The organism is Sphingomonas sp. 22R3R2A-7 (assembly GCF_036856055.1).
In the GTDB taxonomy this organism is placed as follows: domain Bacteria; phylum Pseudomonadota; class Alphaproteobacteria; order Sphingomonadales; family Sphingomonadaceae; genus Sphingomonas.
Genome location: NZ_JASPFR010000001.1, coordinates 1,240,879 through 1,262,964 on the forward strand (window position 1 = coordinate 1,240,879; position 22,086 = coordinate 1,262,964).

Below are 22,086 nucleotides of genomic sequence, written 5' to 3' on the forward strand. Positions count from 1 at the left end.
CTGCGCTGTATTTCACGTTGAGCAACGCGACCTTCATCGCGCGGCTCCGACGTATCGGCCCGAACCCATCCGCTGCATCCTCGATGGCGCGGATGATCCGCGATCGCTTGGGGCTGTCATGATCAGGGCTCCTTGCGCGCCAGACAGGCTAGGCGTCCGATGACGCGCGCCACGCGGGACGGTCCCGCGGTCTCCTCGTCGCCGCGCCCCCGATCATGCAGATCGAAGACGAATTCGCGCCACCAGTGGCGGGGATCGTTCGAGATCAGGTAATGCCCGAGATTCTTGCGCGTCGCCCCCAGCTTGGTCGCCTCGAGCTCGGTACCGCTTTCATCGCCGACAAGACTTTGCCACGCGATGCTCGTGATCCAGCGCATCCTTCGATCGTGCGCGAAATCGCGTTCGAGCCGCTCGGGTACCGCTGTTCCGTAAAGCTTCGCACAAAGGATGATGCCCGGACCGACCAGACGTTTCAGGCGCGCGGCATGGGCATGCGCGTACAGCCGGTGCGCCTCTCCACTCGACCGCGCGAGCAATGCCCCGAGATCGGCGAGCCGCTTCATCCGCGCCCAGCCATGCTCGCCACCATGCGCACAGATATAGAGCCATGCCGTTTCCTCGGGGAGCGTCGGCACGTCCGCCCCGGGAAACAGGGCCAGCCTCGTCAGCGGCCCCTCCACCGTGTTTGGCATCAGATAGGAATTCTGGAAGAGCCGCCAGTGAAGTTCGACGACCGTCTCATCATCCGGGTGGACGAATACGACGTCCTTGTGATGCGCCATCCACGCCCGAACGTCTGCCGCGGTCGCCAGCTCGGGCGGATCGACCCGGACATAGCCCAGCGCGCGCATCGTGTCCGCGGCCGCGTCGATCGCGGTCCGATCGACCAGCAGATCGATATCCACGCTGTAGCGAACGCCGTAGCGGCCGAACGCCATCATCGCGCTCGTCACGCCCTTCAGCACGAAGTGGCGAATCCCGGCGGCGTCGAGGGCGCGCGACAAGGCCAGTGTGCGATGAACCTGCTTGAGTTCATGGACGCCGTCTGCGGTCGCGCGCGCCTGCAGGATCGCACCAAACGGCGCCGGGATCGCGATATCGGCAACCGTCAGCGCATGATGGACCAGCCCCGCGATCCGGTGGCGCTCGATCAGCGCCAGCACCTGCTCCCAGTCGAGTAGTGAACCATCCGACTCGGCCGCCCGTATCGCCGCGAGTTGAGGCCCGTGCAGCGGCCAGGCGCTGCAGGCGGCGACCAAGGCAAACGGCGCGGTCGCGACGTCAGGCAGACTGGCGGCTGCGAGCGACTGCGATATACCGAGCGTCACGCGTCCCGCTCATGAACGGCCGGTAACGGCGGGCGGGGACGCAGCGGCCCGGTGTGCGTACGCCCCGAGGGAAAGCTCGCCAGCGGTGCATAACCCGTCAGGTCGTCGCCGCCCGTCAGGTCACCGCCGCCCGTCACCTCGACGGAGTCGACATGCACCCAGACGTGCGCGCGCAGGACGCTGCCGTCGCTGCCACCCGGCGCCACGCCGTAGACCAGCGTCGAGTCGATCCCGCGACGGCGGAGCATCAGATGCGCCGCGAGCCCGCGTTCGAAGCACAGCGCGCGCGTCGGCACACGCTTGGCCGATCGGTCGATCGCCCATGCGACGCGTTCCACGGTCGCCGCGATCACGGCCGCGTCATGTCGCGCCGACCCTATCGGCGTGGACATAGCCGCGGCGATCGTCCGAAAAGGGACGAGGCGGATCAGCGGCGCGGCAAGACCGAGGAGCACGATCGCCTCGGCCAGCGCGACCGCGTCGGCCCCGGACAGCGCGTGAAGCTTGCCCGCGAGCGCGCGACCATGCCGGAGCTGGTTCGCCAGATACCGATCGTCACGCGGCGACGCCGATGCGGCGGGGGGACCAGGGTCAGACATTGCTTCGCGACACGCGACGCATGTGGCTCGCGATCGACACCGTCCGCAGCAGCGTCAGGCGATAATCGACCTCGGTATCGCCCTCCTGCCAGCGCGGCGAATCGAGATCGGGCATATCGGCGACGAGCGCCTTCAGCCGGTCGATATCGATCAGCGAGGCAACCGGATCATACATCTCGATCCGTTCAATCTCGTCGATCAGCGCGCTGCGCGACTGGATCAGGCCTTCGTGCCAGTCGGCGCTCTGCAACCCGCGGCGACGGTTGTCGACGATCGACGCCGGCAACCGCCCCGCGATCGCCCGGCGCAGGATCGCGCGCGGCTCGCCGTCCCAGATGAGGCGTTCGACGGGCACGCGCAGCGCAAACTCCATCAACCGCCGATCGCCGGTCGGGTCGCGCGTATCGATCCCCCATTCGCCGAGCTGCGCCTTGTGCAGACTGCCGATATCCGCCGAGGCGATCGCAAGCCGGTTCTGGACGCTCGTGGCGACCGGCTGCGCCGATTCGGCGACGTCGATGACGGTGTAGGGATCCGCGGTCGCGGTCTCACGCGCTATGCTCCCGGCATGGTCGTAGACGGCATCGCGCAGCAGCGTGAAGCGGCGCGTGGCGATCGGCGCGCGGCCCGAGCGTGTCTCCATGAACCGCCAGACGCGTTCCGGAAGCTTGCCGGCAACGCTGTTCCACAAAACGCCGCGCCACTGCATCCACCCGTTGCGCACCAGCCCGCGCGCGATCCTAAACCAGGTCGGAAACCGTCCGGCGGCAATCAGTTCCTGCAGCGCGAGAACGCCGGGTTCGCTCAACGTCATGTTGCCCATCCCGCCCTGCAGCATGATGGTCAGCCCGCGCGCGCGTGCCGCGTCCGCGATCGCATCGACCCAGGTCAGGTTGCACAGATTGCGGATCGGCAACGGATACAGGCCGCTCGTCCGGCCAAGCGTATCGAGCGTACCGTGATCGACGCTGACCCGCACATGATCGACATTGGGCAGGCTTGCCGCGACCTCGGCTGCGAGATCGCCCTCGTCGGCGATGTGATGGGCCAGCACCTGCGTATGCCGGTCCGATCGCGGCACCGCAGTGAACGCGGTTATCTTCACCGGGCCGGCATCGCCCGAACGGCGTGCGAGCTGCGACGCCGCAACCGCGAGCACCGCGCTGCTGTCGAACCCCGAACTCAGCTGCGCGCCGACGCAGCCGGAAACGCCGCGCAGACAGGCTTTCACCGCCTCTTCGAGATGCCGGGTCAATGCAGCGGCATAATCGTCCTGATCGGCGAGGATCAGCGGCGTCAGGTCCGGTTTCCACCACCGGACGCGGTCGATCCCGTCCTTCCGCACGATCACATGATGTCCGGGCATGACCCGCGATATGCCGCGCAACGGCGTCCGATCCCGTTCGGGCGCCAGATCGCGCAGCAGCCGGACATATTGGTCCGTATCCATGCCCGCGTCGACCGCCGGCAGGACCGTCAGCCCTTCAGGCATCGACGCGAAGGCGAGCAGGTCGTCGGTCGCGTGATAGAATAAGGGGCGCGCGCCGAGTGGATCCCGCGCGAGTATCAGCCGGCGCTCATGCGTGTCCCAGGCGGCCACGGCAAACGCCCCGTAGATACGGTCGAACGCAGCCTCGTCCCAACGCTCGACCGCCGCCGCGACCAGCGCCGCATCCGACAGGAGCGCGACCGTCTGCGCGTCGAGATCGAGTTGTGCGACCAGCGACTCCCGCTCGCTCAGATGCACGTCGGCAACCACCGCATAGCGCCGTCCGCGCTCGTGGATTTCGGGCACATGCTCGTCTTCGGGAAGCAGCGCGTGACGCGCGATGCCGAGTGCGATCGAACCCGCCGTCCAGTGATCCGACCCGGATCGACCGAAGCGCCGCAGTGCGGCCGCCATTCGGGGCAGGTCCCGATCTGCAATCCCGCCGTCCCACCGACAAAGCCCGTACAGCGCGGTCACGGGCGTCCTGCAACCGCGTGAGGGGTCGGCACGCCCGCCCCCTTCGACCACCCCCTCGGAATCGAAGACGCGTGGTGCGGGCCGGCGGAGTCGCATCGTCGGCGATCGGCCGGGCCCGTCGTACGTACGCGCCGCAATCCGGTCAGGTGCCTGCGGCGGCGCTGCCGATCACGTCCGGGAAGCGGGATGAGCCAAGCCCGCAGCCTGCAATTCCGCAAGAAGACCGGTCGTCTGCGCAAGGCACTCATCCCGATCAACGTCGTACACCTCACAAAGTCTATCGCAAATATCCGTAGCCCGCATCGGCGCCTCGATCATGTTCCAGATTCGAGTAGCAACGCCGTTTAATCCGTAACACGTCCCTTTTTGAACATCCAGCGCCACGAGTTGTCCACCAATTTCCGCGGTAACTGCCGCTGCATTACGAATCACTGAAGTATCCTCTTGATTCACCACGACATAACCCCATCATTACGAAGTGGAACCCGGCGCATCTCCCCCGTAATGGCTCGAAGGCGCACAGGCCGGACGATAGCTCGAATCTCAGAAGGATTAGCTTTCGACGCACTTTGCGCCGGCGATACTGCGGTACGACCCGACGCGGGCGAGGTCGGGCGTTGCTCGTGATTGCGGAATAACGGGCACCACATTGGGGCCTGCACGCCCCAGCCACGCAGAACCCAGCGCACATTGCCGGCAGCCGAGATTTGTTGTCAGCAGCCATCCCGCACGCTGGGACGGAACGCGCCGATTGGACGCAGACAGGCGGGCCTTCACCCAGCGGCAGATGCCCCACACGAATGCTGTCCGGACGGACTCGGTCATGCCGACCACACGCCCCTGTCACCACGCCACCGTCATCGTCATCGTCATCGTCATCGTCATCGTCATCGTCATCGTCATCGTCACCACGTCGAAAAAAGCGCGACCCGCAAGCCGCGCTTTTCGCCGTCAGTTCTGTAGGGCCGGCTTGCATTGGCCCGACAGTGATCAGGAACCAGTGTTGCGTCTGAAGTTAAACTGATCGGTGTGGTGCAAATTGCCGCTCTTCGCATCGGCCGCGTCCATGCGCGACAGCATCGGACGTTCCCAGACCAGGCGCTCGCTATTGGTGTTCATGACTGTCTCCCTGCCCCCGACCATCGGGTCGCTCACAAGGCAATGGCTAAGACAACCAAGTTCCAAAGTCCACCATTGGTTAATATCTTGTAAACAAGTCTTGAGAACTGGGTTGCGTTCTTACAGTCCATTGCAACACGGCATTAGTTGCTTGAGAACTTTTCTTCCATCATCCGATAGTTATCCGGAAATCGCTTGAACGCGTGGATGAGGCTTGCCTCTGGCAACGCCGCCCCCTCCCCCTCACAGGAAGCTCGAAGACCCCATGTGCCGCTCTGCTGCGAGTGCTTCCGCCTCGAAGTGCGAAAGGCCCCATTTGCGGTTCACCGAATAGACCGGGATGTCGCGGGCGATCCGGACGGCACCCGAAAGATAGATCGCGGCCAGCCCCATCAGATCGCCGATACGCCGCCGATAGATGTTCGCGGTGACGGCGTTGACCGCGTCGAGACCGGCGAGCCGGTGGATGCCGTGAACCCGCCCGTCGCTGTCGTCACGCAGGTGATACACCGCCCCGACCGGGAGATCGCCGGTCACGCGGTCGTCGGCCAGCGGCATTTCATATTTGTCGACCTGCCAGGGGAGTTGCCGCAGCCCCGCGCGCTCGCGCCCCAGCAGTTCGAGCGATTCGCCCCACAATTTAAGCCGCGCAAGGCCCGGCGACGCGGTGATTGCCCCCGTCGGCCCCTGCAGCATCACCGGACACACGTCATCGGTCAGCAGCCGGTGGCCACGCATTTCGAGAAACGCGGCGAGCGTCGATTTCCCCGCCCCCGAGTCGCCGCAGAACAGCATGGCGCGGCCGTTCATCTCGACGGCATTACAATGAAACGGAATATAGCCGCGCTGGTACAGGATGATCCCGAAGACGCTGCCGAGCAGGAACAGCAGCAATTCGTCGTCGGCCACGCCGTGATCGCGGTCGACGACGATGCGTCGGCCGCCCGCGACCGAAAACCGCCCGACCTCCTCGATCGCGACCAGCACCACGTCACCCGATACCGCGATCGTCAGATCGCCCATCGTCACGGCGCCATCGGGCAAATGCACGCGCCCCAGATCCACCGTGACGTCGATGTGCTGGCCCGATACGCGCTGCGTCGGACCGATCGACGGCATCGGGATCACGCTGGCGAACGACAGGCCGAAGCCGCGGTAGAAATACCGCTCGGTCATACCGTGTCTGCACCGGCACGCAGACGGGACGCTCGATCGGGCGTGAAGCTATCGTCCCCGAGATACGGCGCGACGATCGCGTAACTCCCGCTTGCGATCACGCGCCCGTGCGACAGGACGTGGACATGGTCGCAGTGCGCGAGTGTCTCGGATCGATGTGCGATCGAGACGATCGTGAGGGCGGGACGTGCGCTGCGCAGCCTGGCGAGCAGTGCCGTCTCGGCTGCGACATCGATCGCGTTGGTCGCCTCGTCGAGGATCAGCAGCGCCGGATCCCGCAACACGGCACGCGCGATCGCCAGCCGCTGCCGCTCGCCGCCGGACAGCAATGCCCCGCGCTCGCCGACCAGCGTATCCAGCCCCTGCGCGAGCCGTGCAACGAGAGCATCGGCGCCTGCGATGGCGAGCGCGTCGTGCATCGCCGCCGCATCCGCCCCCGTCCCCCAGGCGAGGTTCGCCCGGACGCTGTCGTGAAGCAGGAACGGATCCTGCGAGACATAGGCGAGCCGGTCGCGCCAGGCGGTCATCGCGACGAGATCGACGATCGTTCCGCCGACGGAGATGACGCCGCGTTCGGGCCGGTACAGACCAACCAGCAGATCGGCGAACGTCGTCTTGCCGGCGCCCGATGCCCCCGCCACGCCCGTCATCGCGCCGCGTTTCAGCATCAGCGAAAGCCCGTCGACGCCGCCAGACCAGCCCTGCGCCGATGCGCTGCCATGCCGATAGACCACGTCGTCGAACAGGATATCGCCATCGGGCACGTCGCCCCGCGCGACCACCGCCCGCGGCCTGCCGCCATCCGGACGCATGCGACCACCCAGATCCTTTTCCAGCGCGCGAAGGTTGCGATATGCGGGCAGCGCGCGGACGAAGCTCACCGACTGCGATTGCAGCAGACCCAGCGGACCGCCCATCCTCGACAGGATCAGGAGCAGGACGACGACGCTCGTCGGCGCGACCGCGAGCCAGGCGAACCCGACATAGGCGGTCACGCCGCCGACCAGTGCCGCCAAAACCGTCAGCCGCATGCGCATCGCGTTCTGGTCGTCGACGAATGCCAGCTCGCGCGCGTTCGACTGATCGAGCGCCCTGGTGAAGTCGGCGACGAACGCATGCTGGAGATTCTGGCTCGCGGACAGCTTGAGCGATCCTAGGAACTGCCCGGTGTTGTCGAGCAGGCGAAGATGCAGACCCGTCACCGCATCCCCCATCGCGCGTGCGGCATGGAGCAACTTGCGGGTCATCGCCCCCGCCAGCGTGAACAGCAGCAGCGCGACGATCGTCAATCCCGGGCTGAGCCACATTGCGAGCGCGACCTGCACGACGAGCATCGCGCATGCGACGAGCGATTGCAGCAGTCCCAATGCGGCCTCCCCGACGCGCGCGACGTCGCTGCCAAGCGCCTGTACGACGCGCGCATGACGCAGCCGCGCGACGCGCTCCCACCGCGCCCCCGCCAGCCGCGTCACGAGCCGCTGCTGTATCCGGGCGAGGTAATCGAGCTCGAGCTGTGCAAGCAGGACCTGCCGCCGGGCAAGCAGTGCGGTCCGGACGATCATCAGCACGCCGAACAGCATCATGATGACGGCGAGCCGGTCGCTACGCCCGGACAGTCCGACGCGGTCGAAAAGCCAGGTGGCAGCCTGCGCGATCCGGTCGCCATCGGGGCCGGTGACCGCCGCGAACAGTGGTACGAGCAGCATGATCCCCAGCCCTTCGACCAGCGCCCCCATGCCCACGATGATCGTGGCAAGCATCACGCGGCGAGGCGCGAACCCGAAAAAGTCCGCAACAAAGGATCGCGCATCGCCCGCTCTCATCCGACGACGGGATCATCAGGACGGGATGCGATGTCGGGATCGTACCGTCTTCGAAAAAGACACGGCTCGGTCGCCACGTGCCGGAGTCTGAGGCCCGAGCGGTCGTAATGCGGGGTGATCGACTCGTCCCACATGACCGCGTCGAAGCCATCGGCGATCGCAGTGTCGGCGAAGCGGAAATTGGCGTGGCGGATCGCGAAATATCCCCCCGGCCTTACCCGCACGGCAAGCTGCGAGACGGCAGCTTCGAACCGGTCGAACGACAGGCCGGCGCCTATTCGCGCGGGTCCATCAGCCAGGTCGCCGTGGCGGAAAACCGCCATCGCGAGAACCGCATCATAGCTGTCCGGCAATTCGCCCGCGGCCGACGCTGCCACGACGAAGCGCGTCGTCTTTTGCTGGCGGGCCGGCACCTCGCGCCGCGCCACCGCGATACGCGGCGCGCTGATGTCGATCCCCGTGATCGTGGCGGTCGGAAAATACGTGCGCAGCGTGAACACCTCCTCGCCCGTCGAGCATCCGAACGACAACAGCCGGAGCGGGACGTCGTCGTGCGTGGCGGGATGCGGCTGCAACGCCTCGCGCAGCCGGCCGAAGATCGCCGGATAGCGATCGACCCCGGTCGTGCCGAACGGCTGGAAGAGCCCGGCGGGTCGTCGCAGGCGCAACAGCGCAGCCGCGCGCCGGTCGCCCGGCCGCGTCAGATCACGCAGCGCAAGCGCCATCCGGTATCCCGGAACGCGTTCAGCGACGTTGCGCCATTGCCCCATGCCTTGCCCTTCCCCTTCGCAAACCGTGCGCCGCCCTCGCCAGGGCAGCATCGATCGTTCCTGACGGCGATCGTCTGCGCGTCGCCCGCAGTCACGTGCTGCCACCGGCCAAACGTCCGGCGGTCAGCCCGGCAGTTCGTCCTGGAACCCCGGACTGCCGCGACCCGGCCGGATCACCACTGGCGACGGCGTCGCCGGCGCGACGTGCAGCGCCTGCGTCGGCGTCCCGATGACCGCGGCGCGTGCCCGCAGGCTCGCCTTGAGAAACACCGTTTCCGACGCGAGGAACCGCCGCGGCGTCGTTCCGAGAAAGGTCGAGGCGTCGCGAAGGAAATGCGACGCGTCGAAGTAACTGCTGTCGATCGCCGAATAGTCGATCCGGCCATCGGGCTGGATCAGCTTGATGAACGATCGCAGAAACCGCGCCCGGCGGAGCAACATCTTTGGCAGCATCCCGAAATGCCGCGTCGCAAGCCGCCGCAAGGCATGCGTCTCGATCCCCAGTCGCTCGGCGACGTCGTGCATTTCGATGACGCCGTCGGTGACTGCCAATGTCGTGAACGCACGGATCAGGTCCTCGTGCGGATGGCGGCGCAGGAACAGCGGCTCGAAGATCGAATCGAGCAACGGCTTGATCATCGCATCGTCGGACAAGGCGTCCAGACCCTCGGTCAGCCGACGCGCGACGACGCCGCCGACCACGGTGTCGAGCGGCACGATCTTGTTGCGGAAATCCCCCGCGAGCCGCGACGTGAGCCGCGACCAGCCCAGCGCGCTGACGCCGATGCCGACCGCGATGCCGCCATGCGTCACCGTCTGGAACGCGCGGCTCGTCGGGCCATAGAGGCTGACGCGGTCCAGCGGGCCGAACCGGTGGTTGCCGATCGCGACCGAGACTGGACCGGCGTCCACGAGCACCGAAATCATCGCCGGCGCGGGCAGGTACCAGTTGACCATCGGCGCCCGGCTTTCGGCCGCGTAGATCGCATAGCCCGTCAGATAGTCGGACAGCGAGGCATGCGGCGGATCGTACCGCATCCGCATGCCGGGCGGCATGGCGAAGGCGCTTGCCGGCACCCCAGCGACACATGTTCCGCCCACGACTTGATCAATGTTCATTTGCCACCCCTGCCCCGACGACCCCCGACGCTCGCATTGCCCGAAACCCCCTCGGCAACGCGAACCACCACCCCGGACTTAGCGCCACCATGGTTTACACCAAATTATTTAACAAATACCTTGCGAATATTACAACACGAACAGACTATTCACTAAGATATTCTTACCAATACCAAGAATAGAGTTAATGTTAAAGATCATCCGTGAAATTCTTCAGCTATAGTGCCGCATCGTGCTTCGTCCCTCATAAACCTTGTATTATAAAGAGCTTGCCCCGAACAGCCGTCATCATCGGACGCCGGACACGATGTGCGGGACCGCCTTTCAAGCCGACCGGAACGCACTCATGGTGAACGCGCCACTGGCGAGACGTAACGGGATATGCCGCGTCATCGGTACGCAGGCTGCCCGGAGGTTTCCCACGCACGACGGACGCATCACGACAGCGAATGGTGGTGAGTGACCGCTGCGTCGCCTATTCCTGCCCCCTGCCTCGGTGGTCCGCCACGCAACGCGGCGATCTTGGAGCTGGGGCGTTCAGCACCGACACGGACCTCTGCCGTTCCCTACCTTCTCTTATTCAGCAACGGAGCATCGTCATGACCGACGCCTCATCCTACACTCCCCCGGCAATCTGGACATGGAATCGGGAGAATGGCGGCCGGTTCGCCGCAATCAACCGTCCCATTGCGGGCGCGACGCATGACAAGGCGCTTCCCGTCGGACGCCACCCGCTCCAGCTCTATTCGCTCGGCACACCCAATGGCGTGAAGGTGACGATCATGCTCGAGGAGCTGCTCGCGCTCGGCCATGCCGGGGCAGAATACGACGCCTGGCTGATCCGGATCAACGAGGGCGACCAGTTCGGCAGCGACTTCGTCGACATCAATCCCAATTCGAAGATCCCTGCGCTGATGGATCGCAGCGATGCGACGCCGATTCCGATCTTCGAGTCCGGCGCGATCCTGATGCATCTTGCTGAAAAATTCGGCGCGTTCCTGCCGACCGAGCCCGCGGCACGCGCGACCTGTCTCTCGTGGCTGTTCTGGCAAGTGGGCAGCGGGCCGTTCATCGGCGGCGGCTTCGGGCATTTCTACGCCTATGCACCCGTCAAGATCGAATATGCGATCGACCGTTTCGCGATGGAGGCCAAGCGCCAGCTCGACGTCCTGAACCGCCGCCTCGCCGACAACGACTATCTCGCCGGCGATGCGTACACGATCGCCGACATGGCGGCCTGGCCGTGGTACGGTGTCCTCGCGCAGGACGAACTCTACGACGCCGGCGAGTTCCTTCAGGTCCAGGACTATCCCAATGTTCAGCGCTGGGCGGCAGCGATCGCTGAACGACCTGCGGTGCGCCGCGGCCGGATGGTCAACCGCGTCATGGGCGATCCGGCCAGCCAGTTGCGCGAACGTCACGATGCCGCCGACTTCGACACCCGCACGATGGACAAGTCGTCCGACGCGTAAATCCAAGCGCACCAGAATACTGCCGGGGATTAGTATAATTCGATAATTTGCCTTGCCTTATCATTTAGTTGCAACTTTATCTCCCTGATCCCGTTTCTGGGTCGTCGAGCACGTGAGAGCGCCCAGCGAAGGCGACCCACGCGCTGGCCATGTGCCGACGTGCCTGGTTCAGGGAGATGAAGCCAATGACCGAATCAAACCATCTGATCGATGCCCTCGATGCCCGTGTCGAACGGCGCAACGATCGGCGGGAGTTCTTCAAGAGCGTCGTCGGTGCTGCTGCGATGACCGCCGCCGGTGCGACCGCGATGACGTTGTCGACCGCCGCCGCCGCCCAGTCGGTCACCGACGCCGATGTCCTGAACTTCGCGCTCAACCTCGAATATCTCGAGGCGCAGTTCTACTCCTACGCAGCCTATGGCACGGGGCTCGACAATTCGCTGCTGACCGGCACCGGCACGCAGGGTGCGGTTCGCGGTGGCACGCAAGTCAATTTCAACTTCGATCCGCGCGTCGCTGAATATGCGCGCGAGATCGCGCAGGATGAGATCGCGCATGTCCGCTTCCTGCGCACTGCGCTTGGCAGCGCGGCCGTCGCCCAGCCGGCGATCGACGTCAGCGTTTCGCCGACCAGTGCCTTCTCGGTTGCCGCACAGGCAGCCGGTCTCGTCCCTGCCGGCACGGCGTTTAACCCCTATTCTTCGCCTGAGAACTTCCTGCTCGGCGCCTTCATCTTCGAGGATGTCGGCGTTACCGCCTACAAGGGCGCAGCACCGTTGCTGACCAGCAAGACCTATCTCGAGGCCGCAGCCGGTATCCTCGCGGTCGAGGCCTATCATTCGGCGATTGTCCGCACGACGCTGTATGCGAAGGGCATTGCTGTTCCCGCGTTGCGTACCTCGGCGGATGCCATCTCCAATGCCCGTGACCGGCTCGACGGCGCGACGCTCGATCTCGATCAGGGCATCTCGCCGCTGAGCCAGACACCCACCAACCTGTCCACGACACAGGCTGCGGTGCAGGCGTCGAACATCGTGCCGCTCGACGCGAATGGCGTCGCCTATAGTCGGTCGACGAGCCAGGTGCTCAACATCGTCTATCTCAACGGCAGCGCGGCTTCGGCTGGCGGCTTCTTCCCCGCGGGCCTTAACGGAACGATCCGGACCAGCACCACGTCGTCCTGATCCGACACGCATCCGCCAAAAGCCACGCTTACGATTTTCAAGGGGATAGACCCATGACCGACATCCAGACAAAGCTCGAAATCTTCGACAGGATCGCCACCCGCCGCAACGAACGCCGCGGTTTCCTGCGCTTCGCCGGTGGTGGCGCGCTTGCCGTTGGCGGCGCATCGCTGCTCGCCGCATGCGGCAATGACGACAGCGACCTCGCACCCGGACCCACGCCGACCCCCACTCCTGCACCGGCCCTCAACGACGCCGACGTCCTCAACTTCGCGCTCCAGCTCGAATATCTCGAAGCGCAATTCTACGCCTTTGCCGTGTTCGGTGTTGGTCTCAATGCAAGTTTGCTGACCGGCACCGGGACGCAAGGTGCAGTGACCGGTGGCCGCCAGGTTCCGGAGTTCGCCAACGGGACCGGGGATGCGGTCATCCGGGAATATGCGCGCGAGATCGCCCTCGACGAGATAGCGCATGTCGCCTTCCTTCGCAGTGCGCTGGGCACTGCAGCGGTCGCGCAGCCTGCGATCAACATTTCGGCCGGCACCGTCGCATCGCCGGGGTCGTTCACGGCAGCAGCGCGTGCGGCCGGTCTCGTCACCGCGAACCAGATCTTCGATCCCTACGAAAATGAGAACAATTTCCTGTTGGGCGCTTTCATCTTCGAAGACGTGGGCGTTTCGGCATACAAGGGCGCATCGGTTCTGATCGCCAACAAGACCTATCTCGAGGCTGCTGCCGGCATCCTTGCCGCCGAGGCCTATCATGCCGGCCTGGTCCGGACAGTGCTCTATCGTCGCGGCCTGGGTACGCCGGCAACACCAACCACCGCCGCCGTTGCCGCGGTCCCGGCGCTCATCACGGGCGCGAATGCGATCAGCAACGCGCGCGACAGCCTCGACGGCACTGTCACCAACACGTCGACCGGCGTGATCGGGGACGACGATCAGGGTATCACCGGTACCGATGCCAACGTCTCGAACATCGTGCCGACCGACGCCAACGGCATCGTCTACAGCCGTTCCGCCGGGCAGGTCCTCAACATCGTGTACCTCAACAGCGCATCCGTCTCGTCCGGCGGGTTCTTCCCCGCGGGTCTCAACGGCAACATCAAGACGAGCGCGGCCAACGCGTAACCCCGTCCCGCGTCCCGTCGGGGCGCGGTCCACTCCTCGAGCCGCGCATGCCTGGTCGGCCTGTGCGGCTCCCGAATTCGGGATGATCACACCATGAAGACTTCGCACCTTCTTTCCTGCGCAGGCCTCGCTCTGTCCTGCGCCTTCGCCATGCCTGCCGCCGCGCAGGAAACGACCGAAGAGCGTCCGTTCTCGGGCATCTATATCGGCGCTGCGGGCGGGTATGACGTGCAGGGCAACGATGTCGGCTCGTCGATCCAGTTCGACCGCAACCTCGACGGGACCTTCGGCGACCAGGTCAGCACGATCGGCGGCGCCAACGCGTTCTCGCCGGGCTTCTGCAACGGCTCCGCACGCACGGCAGTCCCGACCTTTGGCTGCCGCAACGACGATGACGGCTGGGCCTATTATGGCCGGGTCGGCATGGATGCGCAGCGCGGCAACATCGTCGTCGGCGTCGTCGGCGAATTCGGCAAGTCTGAGATCACCGACAGCGTCGCGGCCTTCTCGAGCACGCCCGCCAGCTACACGATGGCGCGCAAGATCGATTGGGAAGCCTCGGTGCGCGGCCGCGCGGGCTATGCGGTCAACACCACGCTGTTCTACGGCACGTTCGGTGCAGGCTATGCCAAGATCGACCGGCTGTTCTTCACCACCAACACCGCCAATGCCTTTGCGGCGTCGGGCAAGCGCCAGCAATGGGGTTTCCTCGGCGGCGGCGGCATCGAGCAGAAGCTGACGAAGAACATCTCGATCGGGATGGAATATATGTTCCATCAGTACAAGGATGACGACTTCCGCGTCCGTACGACTGCGGGTCCCGCCATTTCGGGCAGCCCGATCCTGGTCGCGAACAACCCGTTCGTGCTGGCCCCCAACACCACCGGCACCGACTTCAAGCGCAGCGACGAGAAGTTCCGCTGGCACAGCCTGCGCGCGACGGCCGCGTTCAGGTTCTGATGCAAGACGGGCCTGCGCCACATGGCGCAGGCCCGGATGCGACCGGCTGGCGGCAGCGCGCTGCTGGAGCCCCGCTCCTACAGTCCCTCGCCGCCGACCCACTGCGCGTTCGACAACCGCCGCGCCAGGTCCCAGCTCTGCTGACGGATATCGGGCACCGCGACGACCTCCCACAGCCCTCCCCGCGTCATCGGGCCGATGCAGTGCAACCGCTGCTCGACGACCCCGTTGCGACCGACCGCACGCGATTGCGCATCCACATCGACACCAAGACGCAGCGGATCGGGACGGATCACGCCATCCGCGATCAGATGCCGGATCAACGGCTCGCCGGAGCGCAGCAGATCGCCCTGCGGCCCGGTACAATTGACGATCCGTGCCGCACGCGTGACGATGGGCGTATCCTCGCCGCGCGGCCGCCACGTCAGGTCGACGGCCTCCCCTGCCGTCGTCGCCGACACGATCTTGCCCGCGGCAAAGCGCAGGGTGCCGCTCGCGACGAGCGCATCGACCCGGTCGGCGACGGTGGGCGCGAGACGGTGACGGTGGACGTCCCAATAGGGCCGCGCATGCCGGAGGAACCGCGCGCGCTGCGGCGTCGGCGCAGCGGCCCACAGCATCTGCGTCACCGGTCGAAGCTCGTCGACCGCCGCGCGCCAGCCGTCCGCCCCTGCCCGCTCGCGGATATGGCGGACGATCGCGGACAGATCCCCCTGCGGTTTGTCGAGCACGCGTGCGGGTGGCGCGCCGTCGACATGCCGACGCGGCGACAGCCCCCGCCGCGACACGGCCAGGATCTGACCCGCAAAGCCCCGCGCATCGAGCAGCAACGCGGCATCAATCGCCGTCAGCCCGGTCCCGACCAGCACCACCGTGTCGTCAGGCCCGAGCCCCTCGCCGATATCGGAGGCCCAGGGATCCGCGCTGTAGCGGCCGGGCGGCAGGTCCTCGGGCATCAGTCCCGGCGGCGTGTGCGGCGGCAGGTTGCCCAGCGCGAGCACCGCGCGGTCGGCGGCGATCCGGCTTCCGTCCGCCATCCCGACGGAAACGCCGCCCCGCGCGACCAGATCGATCGAGCAGACTTCGCCCTGGGCAAGCGACAGCCGCCCTTCCGAGCGTGTGACCGCCGCGTCGAGCATCTCGCGGAGATACGCCCCGTAGGTGGTCCGCGGCACGAACGTCTTGCGGTCGCCTTCGCCGCGCGTCTTGAGCCAGCGCACGAAATGGTCGGGATCGTCGGGCAGCGCGCTCATGTTCCCCGCGCGCACGTTGAGCAGGTGGCTGGGATGCGCCGCACTATAGGCGACGCCGCGCGCGAGCTGGCGCGAGCGACGCTCGATCAGGGTTGCTCGCGGACCGCCATGGCGCATCAGGTTGATCGCCAGCAATGTCCCCGAAAACCCCCGCCGACGATGACCACGTGATCCTCGGGCCCTGCGATAAATGTCATCTCGTCCCCATCTGCTTTCGATCGTCTCGCCGCGCTCGATAGGACAATCGGCCGCCGCGGGACACCCGATGCCGGCAAGTCCCTGTCAGGACTGACGTATTGCACAAACGACAGCGCTGTTGCACTTTCCCGTCACCGGCTCGCCCCGTCCGGTGCGTGCTGATCCATTGCGGAGACCATCCTTTGAAGACCAGGTTCGTCATATTTGCCTCTGTCGTCGCGATCGCCGCGTCGTCCGCCACCGCACAGGATCTGCACGCCTGCATCGACGATGCCTGCACGATTGAATCGATCATGCCGCAGGACGCCGCCTCTGCCCCCGCCGCCGCCGATTCCGCCGCCACCCGCTATGGCCGCTGGGGCTTCGACCTTGCCGGCATGGACAAGAGCGTGAAGCCCGGCAACGACTGGTTCGACTATGTGAACGGCAGCTGGGTCAAGAAGACGCAGATCCCGGCGGATCGCTCGTCCTATGGCGCCTTCGCGGTGCTGCGCGACCTGTCCGAGGCGCGGATGCGCACGCTCGTCGAGGGCTATCGTCCCGCCGATGCCGCCAACCCCGACCGCGCCAAGGTGGCGACGCTGTATCAGGGCTTCATGGACGAGGCGGCGATCGAGCGCGCCGATGCGGCACCGCTCATCCAGCGGCTGGCGCCCGTGAAGGCGGCCGCGTCCAAGGATGACGTCGCCGTGCTGATGGGCCAGTCGATGGGCGGCTTCGGCGCGAGCTTCTTCGGCCCCGGCGTCAACGACGATGCGAAGCGCCCCGATGTCTACGCGCTCTACCTGCGCCAGTCGGGGCTGGGCCTGGGCGACCGCGACCTGTATCTCGACGCCAAGTTCGCGTCCCAGGTCGCGCGCTACCGCCAGTATGTTGCACAGATGCTGACGATGGCGGGCTGGGCCAATCCCGACGACGCCGCCACCAAGATCGTCGCGATGGAAACGCGCATCGCGCAGGCGCACTGGACCCGCGCGGAAAGCCGCGACCGTGACAAGACCTATAATCCGATGACGCTGGCGCAGTTGCAGGCACAGGCCCCCGGCTTCCCCTGGGCGAAGTTCTGGACGGCGGCGGGCGTCGCCAAGGCGGACCGCGCGATCGTCGCGCAGAACACCGCCTTCCCCAAGATCGCCGAGGTGTTTGCGAGCACCGACCTCGACACGCTCAAGGCCTGGCAGGCGTTCCGCACCACCGACGACATCGCGCCGATGCTGTCGAAGCGGTTCGTCGACGCGAATTTCGATTTCCGCTCGAAATTCCTCAACGGCCAGCCGCAGCAGCGCGATCGCTGGAAGCGCGGGATCGGCGTCACCGAGCGCGCGCTGGGCGAGGCGATCGGCCGCGATTACGTCGCGCTCTATTTCCCGCCTTCGTCCAAGACCAAGATGGACGCCCTCGTCGCCAACCTGCGGATCGCGCTGCGCGGCCGGATCGACGGCCTGCCCTGGATGGGCGCCGCGACCAAGCAGGAGGCACAGGCCAAGCTTGCCAATTTCAGCGTCAAGGTGGGCTATCCCGACAAATGGCGCGACTATACCGCGCTGCGCATCGTCCCCGGCGACCTGATCGGCAATGTCGAACGCGCGAGCCGGTTCGAATGGGACTATCGCCGCAACCGCATGGGCGGTCCGGTCGACAAGGCCGAATGGGGCATGACCCCGCAGACCGTGAACGCCTATTACAACTCGGTGAAGAACGAGATCGTCTTCCCGGCGGCGATCCTGCAGCCCCCTTCTTCGATCCCGACGCCGATCCGGCGGTCAATTACGGCGGCATCGGCGGCGTGATCGGTCACGAGATCAGCCACGGCTTCGACGATCAGGGGCGCAAATCCGACGGCAAGGGCGTGCTGCGCGACTGGTGGACCGCGCAGGATGCCGCCAAGTTCGAGGCACAGGCGGTCAAGCTCGGCGCGCAGTACGAAGCCTATACGTTCGACGGACTGCCCGGCGTGAAGATCAACGGTCGCGCGTCGATGGGCGAGAATATCGGCGATCTAGGCGGCGTGCTGATCTCGCTCGACGCCTATCACACCTCGCTTGGTGGCAAGCCCGCGCCGGTGCTCGACGGCTATAGCGGGGACCAGCGCTTCTTCCTCGGCTGGGGTCAGGTCTGGCGTACGCTGTTCCGCACCGAGGCCTTGCGCCAGCAGCTCGTCAGCGACCCGCACTCGCCAGGGCAGATCCGTGCGATCAACCCACTGCGCAACGTCGATGCCTGGTACAAGGCGTTCGACGTGAAGCTCGGCGACGCACAGTATCTCGCGCCTGCGGACCGCGTCCGCATCTGGTAAGCCGCCAAGGCCGCCGCCGGACAAAAAATCCGGCGGCGGGCCAAGGTCGGGGCGGCATGGCTCCGTCCAGTCAACGAGGGTGGCGGTGTTCCTGCTCGTCCGCCGTCATCCTCGCTGCTGCCGTCCCCGTCACGGCCGGCAGGGGCCCGTTCAGGGCATCGCCCGCTTCAGGAAGGCCACGCTGTCGGCCAGCACCGGCGCCTTGCCCCGGAACGGCTTCGAGAGTGCCATCGCGACGTTTTCATGGCTGAGGCCGGGATAATCGACATGCGTCACCGGTGCGCCGAGCGTCTTCAACCTTGCGGCGAGGTTGATCGCGTTGTGCGGCTTCACCTGCGTGTCGTCGCCCGCGCTCACCAGCAGCATCGGCGGTGCGTCGTGCCGCGCGAAGTGGATCGGCTGGGTCATCACCGGGTCCGTCGCGCCCTGCATCGCATCGATCGCGCGCTTGGCGGTAAAGGGATAGAAATCATATGGCCCGCACAGCCCGACTGCGGCTTTGACGATGCGCGGGTCGACGCCCTCCGCCCTCAGCCAGCGCTCGTCGAGCGTCAGCATCGCGACCGTGTACGCTCCCGCGGAATGGCCCGCGACCGCAATCCGGTTCGGGTCGCCGCCGGACTGCGCGATATGGTCGCGCGTCCATTTCATCGCCTCGGCGCCGTCCTGGAGGAAGGCGGGGAAGCGCACGTCGGGGACCTTGCGATAGTCGGGCATCACGACGACGTAGCCTGCCTTCGCATAGGCGCGCGCGGCAAAGGCATAGTCGCTGCGCGACCCGTGCACCCACCCGCCGCCATACCAGAAGACGAGCACCGGCAGTCCCGTCTTGATGCCCCCCGATGGCCGCCACACGTCGAGCTTCTGCCCGTGCGTCCCGAACGGCACCCCCTCGCGCACCCGCGCGGTCCCGCGCCCGCCGCCCATCACGCCGTCCAGCACGCTGAGCGTGCCGGGACCCGCGCTGAACGCCGCACCCGCGATCAGGATGACGATCAGCGCCAGGACGATGGCGGCGCGTTTCATCAGGCGGTGTAGCGTGCCGTCGTCTTCGCCGCGACCTCATCCGCAGTGACGCCCGGCGCGAGTTCCATCAGCTTGAACGGCGACCCATGGTCGGCGCGCTGGAACACCGCCAGATCGGTGACGATCATGTCGACGACGTTCTTGCCCGTCAGCGGCAGCGAGCACGACGGGATGAACTTCGGCGTGCCGTCCTTCGCGGTGTGATCCATCACGACGATGATCTGCTTGACGCCCGCGACGAGATCCATCGCGCCGCCCATGCCCTTGATCATCTTGCCCGGGATCATCCAGTTGGCGATGTCGCCGTCTTCGCTGACCTCCATCGCGCCGAGCACGGTCAGGTCGATATGCCCGCCGCGGATCATCGCGAAGCTGTCCGACGAGCTGAAATACACCGACGAGGGTAGTTCGCTGATCGTCTGCTTGCCCGCATTGATCAGGTCGGCATCCTCCTCGCCCGCGAAAGGAAACGGACCGATCCCGAGCATCCCGTTCTCCGACTGGAGCGTGACGGTCATGCCGTCGGGGATGTTGTTCGCGACAAGCGTCGGGATGCCGATGCCGAGATTGACGTAATAGCCGTCCTTCAGTTCCTTGGCGGCACGCGCGGCCATCTGGTTGCGATCCCACGGCATCAGTTGAGCGTTCCTTCCTGGATGGTAGTAATGGTCGTGACCTGGTCGCGCAGCTCCGCGCTGACGCCGTCGACGATCGCCTGCAACGCGGCGTCCTCGGCGATGTCCCAGGTGGCCGCATAGGCGCGCGCGGCGTGACGGATCGTGTCGGCGAGGAGATAGCCGAACACCGTCGGATCCTCGAGCACCCCCGCATCGATCAGCACGTTGCTGCCCGCATTGTTGGTGATCCAGATCCGCGCCACCTCGAGCGATTCGCCGGTCAGCGCGGCGCCTGCGTCAAGCTTGATCGCATTGGGATGGTCGGTCATCACTGGACTCCCTGTGTCGGCGCCCAGTGGATCGCGGGCGGAAAGACCTCGTCGCGCGTGCCTTTCAGCGCGGTGCCGTAGACGGGATTGGGCAGCACGAACCACCCCGCCCCCCATTTCGCGGCGAGCGCGGGCGACTGGACGACGGCACGACGCGCCGCGGAGTCTGGCCTGCGTTGAACAGATCGCTGAAATCGCCGAGCTGATCGCCGCCCATCGCGACGACGCAGTATTTCGCGGCGATCATCGCGCGCCGGCCATCCTTCTTCGACCCCATCGCGTCGTCGCCCGCGAGGAACAGCGTGTCGCCGTGGCGCGCGGGACCAAGGCCCGCGGCGTCGATCGCCGCCTGCGTCTGCGCGGCGTTGGCGGCGGAACGGTTGGAGTTGAAGACGACCGTGACGCCCATCGCGCGGAGCTGCGTCAGCGCCGCACGCGCGCCGGGGACGGGCGCGACCTGCTTGATGCCGGTGCGCTCCCACGCCTGCCAGCGGCTATCGGACCAGGGCTGGCCGGATGCCGCGTCATATTCGAAGCCGAGGTTGAGCAGGACGGTTTCGTCGACGTCGAACACCGCGGCTTTCGGCTTGCCGCCGCACGCGATCCAGCTCGGCGCGGCCAAGGTCGCACCGGGTGCGAGCACGACCGATACCGGCGAGCGCTGCGCACGGACATAGCCGACGAGCGCGTTCCACGCCTGGATGCTGACCGCGGCAGCCTCGCCCGAGGCATAGAGATACTGCATCCCCGCGGGGACGCCGTCGACGGTGACGGGCACGGCTGCGGTCGGTGCAGGCGCGATCGAAGTCGGCGCCGACACGCTGACGCACCCTTGCAGGGCGAGTGCCCCTGCGAATGCAGGGGTCCAGGCCACCCGTCGGAATGCCCGCGGCCCGGCGCTCCCGCGGGAGCGGGAGAACGGCGCCGATGTCACGCCGAGACCCGCTCGCGGACAGTGCGGAATTCGATCTTCTTGTCGTAGGGCGCACCGACGATCATCCGCTTCACGTAGATTCCCGGCAGATGGATCGTGTCGGGATCGAGGCTGCCAACGGGGACGATCTCCTCGACCTCGGCGACGCAGATCTTGCCCGCGGTCGCCATCGGCTGGTTGAAGTTGCGCGCGGTCTTGCGGAAGATGAGGTTGCCGCTCTCGTCCGCCTTCCAGCCCTTGATGATGCTCAGGTCCGCACGGATGCCGCGTTCGAGGATGTAATCCTGCCCGTCGAAATTCTTCACCTCCTTGCCCTCCGCCACCAAAGTGCCGACGCCGGTCTTGGTATAGAAGCCGGGAATCCCCGCGCCGCCTGCGCGGCAACGCTCGGCGAGCGTGCCCTGCGGGCAGAACTCGACCTCGAGCTCACCGCTCAGATATTGCCGCTCGAACTCCTTGTTCTCACCGACATAGGACGAGATCATCTTCTTGACCTGGCGTGAGCGGAGCAGCTTGCCGAGCCCCTGCCCGTCGATGCCGGCATTGTTGCTGGCGATCGTCAGATCCTTGACCCCCGACGCCTCGATCGCATCGATCAGTCGCTCGGGGATGCCGCACAACCCGAACCCGCCCGCACAGATCGTCATGCCGTCGAACAGCACGCCTTCAAGTGCCGTTGCCGCATCGGTGTAGCGCTTGTTCGCCATGCATCCTCCTCTGGTCTTTGCCATCGCATAAAGCGCGAGGCGGGCGACGGCAACGCCTCGACTTCGCGCGGATCGCG

20 protein-coding genes and 1 pseudogene are annotated in these 22,086 nt (G+C 66.2%); 7 read left to right on the forward strand and 14 right to left on the reverse strand.

Annotated elements, in window-relative coordinates; genetic code table 11:
* Window positions 1–122: 122 nt before the first annotated feature.
* The 4 genes from QP165_RS05940 to QP165_RS05955 all read right to left on the reverse strand — a co-directional run bounded on the left by QP165_RS05940 (window position 123) and on the right by QP165_RS05955 (window position 4,325).
* On the reverse strand, window positions 123–1,328 hold the full coding sequence (locus tag QP165_RS05940) for a nucleotidyltransferase domain-containing protein (RefSeq protein ID WP_333994422.1): 1,206 nt from the start codon (window positions 1,326–1,328) through the stop codon (window positions 123–125).
* On the reverse strand, window positions 1,325–1,927 hold the full coding sequence (locus QP165_RS05945) for a lasso peptide biosynthesis B2 protein (protein ID WP_333994424.1): 603 nt from the start codon (window positions 1,925–1,927) through the stop codon (window positions 1,325–1,327). Before QP165_RS05945 ends, QP165_RS05940 begins: the two co-directional genes overlap by 4 nt.
* Window positions 1,920–3,893, reverse strand: a complete 1,974-nt coding sequence (locus QP165_RS05950) for an asparagine synthetase B family protein (RefSeq protein ID WP_333994427.1) — start codon at window positions 3,891–3,893, stop codon at window positions 1,920–1,922. The genes QP165_RS05945 and QP165_RS05950 overlap by 8 nt, the downstream gene beginning before the upstream one ends.
* A 168-nt stretch (window positions 3,894–4,061) precedes the next feature.
* Window positions 4,062–4,325 carry a PqqD family protein gene (locus tag QP165_RS05955; RefSeq protein ID WP_333994429.1) on the reverse strand — a complete coding sequence of 88 codons (264 nt, stop codon included), beginning with the start codon at window positions 4,323–4,325 and terminating at the stop codon, window positions 4,062–4,064.
* A 391-nt stretch (window positions 4,326–4,716) separates the two neighbouring features.
* On the opposite strand from QP165_RS05955, the gene QP165_RS05960 reads away from it, so the two are divergent.
* On the forward strand, window positions 4,717–4,917 hold the full coding sequence (locus QP165_RS05960; protein ID WP_333994431.1) for a hypothetical protein: 201 nt from the start codon (window positions 4,717–4,719) through the stop codon (window positions 4,915–4,917).
* A gap of 338 nt (window positions 4,918–5,255) precedes the next feature.
* Here the strand turns inward: QP165_RS05960 and QP165_RS05965 are convergent, their stop codons facing one another.
* The 4 genes from QP165_RS05965 to QP165_RS05980 form a co-directional block, all read right to left on the reverse strand.
* Window positions 5,256–6,188 carry a hypothetical protein gene (locus QP165_RS05965; RefSeq protein WP_333994433.1) on the reverse strand — a complete coding sequence of 311 codons (933 nt, stop codon included), beginning with the start codon at window positions 6,186–6,188 and terminating at the stop codon, window positions 5,256–5,258.
* Complete coding sequence (locus tag QP165_RS05970; RefSeq protein WP_333994434.1) at window positions 6,185–7,948, reverse strand: ABC transporter ATP-binding protein; 1,764 nt, start codon at window positions 7,946–7,948, stop codon at window positions 6,185–6,187. The genes QP165_RS05965 and QP165_RS05970 overlap by 4 nt, the downstream gene beginning before the upstream one ends.
* 59 nt (window positions 7,949–8,007) lie before the next feature.
* Window positions 8,008–8,781: a class I SAM-dependent methyltransferase gene (locus tag QP165_RS05975; RefSeq protein ID WP_333994435.1), complete on the reverse strand. Its 774-nt coding sequence runs from the start codon at window positions 8,779–8,781 to the stop codon at window positions 8,008–8,010.
* Between the two features lie 123 nt (window positions 8,782–8,904).
* Window positions 8,905–9,837 carry a helix-turn-helix domain-containing protein gene (locus QP165_RS05980; RefSeq protein ID WP_333994437.1) on the reverse strand — a complete coding sequence of 311 codons (933 nt, stop codon included), beginning with the start codon at window positions 9,835–9,837 and terminating at the stop codon, window positions 8,905–8,907.
* Window positions 9,838–10,499: 662 nt separating this feature from the next.
* On the opposite strand from QP165_RS05980, the gene yghU reads away from it, so the two are divergent.
* The 4 genes from yghU to QP165_RS06000 all read left to right on the forward strand — a co-directional run bounded on the left by yghU (window position 10,500) and on the right by QP165_RS06000 (window position 14,649).
* A complete protein-coding gene (gene yghU / locus QP165_RS05985; protein WP_333994438.1) occupies window positions 10,500–11,372 on the forward strand; it encodes a glutathione-dependent disulfide-bond oxidoreductase in 873 nt (290 codons plus the stop codon).
* A gap of 185 nt (window positions 11,373–11,557) precedes the next feature.
* Window positions 11,558–12,556, forward strand: a complete 999-nt coding sequence (locus tag QP165_RS05990; RefSeq protein ID WP_056016245.1) for a ferritin-like domain-containing protein — start codon at window positions 11,558–11,560, stop codon at window positions 12,554–12,556.
* Window positions 12,557–12,609: 53 nt separating this feature from the next.
* Entirely contained in the window at window positions 12,610–13,689 is a 1,080-nt protein-coding gene (locus QP165_RS05995) for a ferritin-like domain-containing protein (protein ID WP_333994440.1), read from the forward strand.
* A gap of 93 nt (window positions 13,690–13,782) precedes the next feature.
* Complete coding sequence (locus QP165_RS06000; protein WP_056016252.1) at window positions 13,783–14,649, forward strand: outer membrane protein; 867 nt, start codon at window positions 13,783–13,785, stop codon at window positions 14,647–14,649.
* 77 nt (window positions 14,650–14,726) lie between these two features.
* Here QP165_RS06000 and QP165_RS06005 read toward each other — a convergent pair whose 3' ends face one another.
* The gene (locus QP165_RS06005) at window positions 14,727–16,019 is read right to left on the reverse strand and encodes an FAD/NAD(P)-binding protein (protein WP_333994442.1); all 1,293 of its coding nucleotides are present in this window, start codon (window positions 16,017–16,019) and stop codon (window positions 14,727–14,729) included.
* A gap of 263 nt (window positions 16,020–16,282) precedes the next feature.
* Here QP165_RS06005 and QP165_RS06010 point away from each other — a divergent pair, with 263 nt between their 5' ends.
* Window positions 16,283–17,890, forward strand: coding sequence for a M13 family metallopeptidase (locus QP165_RS06010; protein WP_333994443.1), 1,608 nt, complete (start codon window positions 16,283–16,285; stop codon window positions 17,888–17,890).
* Window positions 17,887–18,396: a M13-type metalloendopeptidase gene (locus QP165_RS06015; RefSeq protein ID WP_333994444.1), complete on the forward strand. Its 510-nt coding sequence runs from the start codon at window positions 17,887–17,889 to the stop codon at window positions 18,394–18,396. Before QP165_RS06010 ends, QP165_RS06015 begins: the two co-directional genes overlap by 4 nt.
* A gap of 150 nt (window positions 18,397–18,546) precedes the next feature.
* On the opposite strand, the gene QP165_RS06020 is transcribed toward QP165_RS06015, so the two are convergent.
* The 5 genes and pseudogenes from QP165_RS06020 to QP165_RS06040 form a co-directional block, all read right to left on the reverse strand.
* Entirely contained in the window at window positions 18,547–19,422 is an 876-nt protein-coding gene (locus tag QP165_RS06020) for an alpha/beta hydrolase (RefSeq protein ID WP_333994446.1), read from the reverse strand.
* A complete protein-coding gene (locus QP165_RS06025) occupies window positions 19,422–20,057 on the reverse strand; it encodes a 3-oxoacid CoA-transferase subunit B (RefSeq protein WP_333994447.1) in 636 nt (211 codons plus the stop codon). The genes QP165_RS06020 and QP165_RS06025 overlap by 1 nt, the downstream gene beginning before the upstream one ends.
* Window positions 20,057–20,368, reverse strand: a complete 312-nt coding sequence (locus tag QP165_RS06030; RefSeq protein ID WP_056016266.1) for a DUF5076 domain-containing protein — start codon at window positions 20,366–20,368, stop codon at window positions 20,057–20,059. The genes QP165_RS06025 and QP165_RS06030 overlap by 1 nt, the downstream gene beginning before the upstream one ends.
* A pseudogene (locus QP165_RS06035) lies at window positions 20,368–21,242 on the reverse strand (HAD family acid phosphatase). Before QP165_RS06035 ends, QP165_RS06030 begins: the two are co-directional and overlap by 1 nt.
* A gap of 56 nt (window positions 21,243–21,298) precedes the next feature.
* The gene (locus QP165_RS06040; protein WP_333994449.1) at window positions 21,299–22,009 is read right to left on the reverse strand and encodes a CoA transferase subunit A; all 711 of its coding nucleotides are present in this window, start codon (window positions 22,007–22,009) and stop codon (window positions 21,299–21,301) included.
* Window positions 22,010–22,086 lie beyond the last annotated feature (77 nt).

Bases quoted from the DNA above. Each gene is read 5' to 3' on its own strand.
- QP165_RS06005 (WP_333994442.1), bottom strand. From the start codon at position 16,019: ATGCGCCATGGCGGTCCGCGAGCAACCCTGATCGAGCGTCGCTCGCGC.
- QP165_RS06025 (WP_333994447.1), bottom strand. From the start codon at position 20,057: ATGCCGTGGGATCGCAACCAGATGGCCGCGCGTGCCGCCAAGGAACTG.
- QP165_RS05990 (WP_056016245.1), top strand. From the start codon at position 11,558: ATGACCGAATCAAACCATCTGATCGATGCCCTCGATGCCCGTGTCGAA.
- QP165_RS06030 (WP_056016266.1), bottom strand. From the start codon at position 20,368: ATGACCGACCATCCCAATGCGATCAAGCTTGACGCAGGCGCCGCGCTG.
- QP165_RS05965 (WP_333994433.1), bottom strand. From the start codon at position 6,188: ATGACCGAGCGGTATTTCTACCGCGGCTTCGGCCTGTCGTTCGCCAGC.
- QP165_RS06020 (WP_333994446.1), bottom strand. From the start codon at position 19,422: ATGAAACGCGCCGCCATCGTCCTGGCGCTGATCGTCATCCTGATCGCG.
- QP165_RS05960 (WP_333994431.1), top strand. From the start codon at position 4,717: ATGCCGACCACACGCCCCTGTCACCACGCCACCGTCATCGTCATCGTC.
- QP165_RS06040 (WP_333994449.1), bottom strand. From the start codon at position 22,009: ATGGCGAACAAGCGCTACACCGATGCGGCAACGGCACTTGAAGGCGTG.
- QP165_RS05980 (WP_333994437.1), bottom strand. From the start codon at position 9,837: ATGCCGCCCGGCATGCGGATGCGGTACGATCCGCCGCATGCCTCGCTG.
- yghU (WP_333994438.1), top strand. From the start codon at position 10,500: ATGACCGACGCCTCATCCTACACTCCCCCGGCAATCTGGACATGGAAT.
- QP165_RS05945 (WP_333994424.1), bottom strand. From the start codon at position 1,927: ATGTCTGACCCTGGTCCCCCCGCCGCATCGGCGTCGCCGCGTGACGAT.
- QP165_RS05970 (WP_333994434.1), bottom strand. From the start codon at position 7,948: ATGCTTGCCACGATCATCGTGGGCATGGGGGCGCTGGTCGAAGGGCTG.
- QP165_RS06000 (WP_056016252.1), top strand. From the start codon at position 13,783: ATGAAGACTTCGCACCTTCTTTCCTGCGCAGGCCTCGCTCTGTCCTGC.
- QP165_RS05975 (WP_333994435.1), bottom strand. From the start codon at position 8,781: ATGGGGCAATGGCGCAACGTCGCTGAACGCGTTCCGGGATACCGGATG.
- QP165_RS05995 (WP_333994440.1), top strand. From the start codon at position 12,610: ATGACCGACATCCAGACAAAGCTCGAAATCTTCGACAGGATCGCCACC.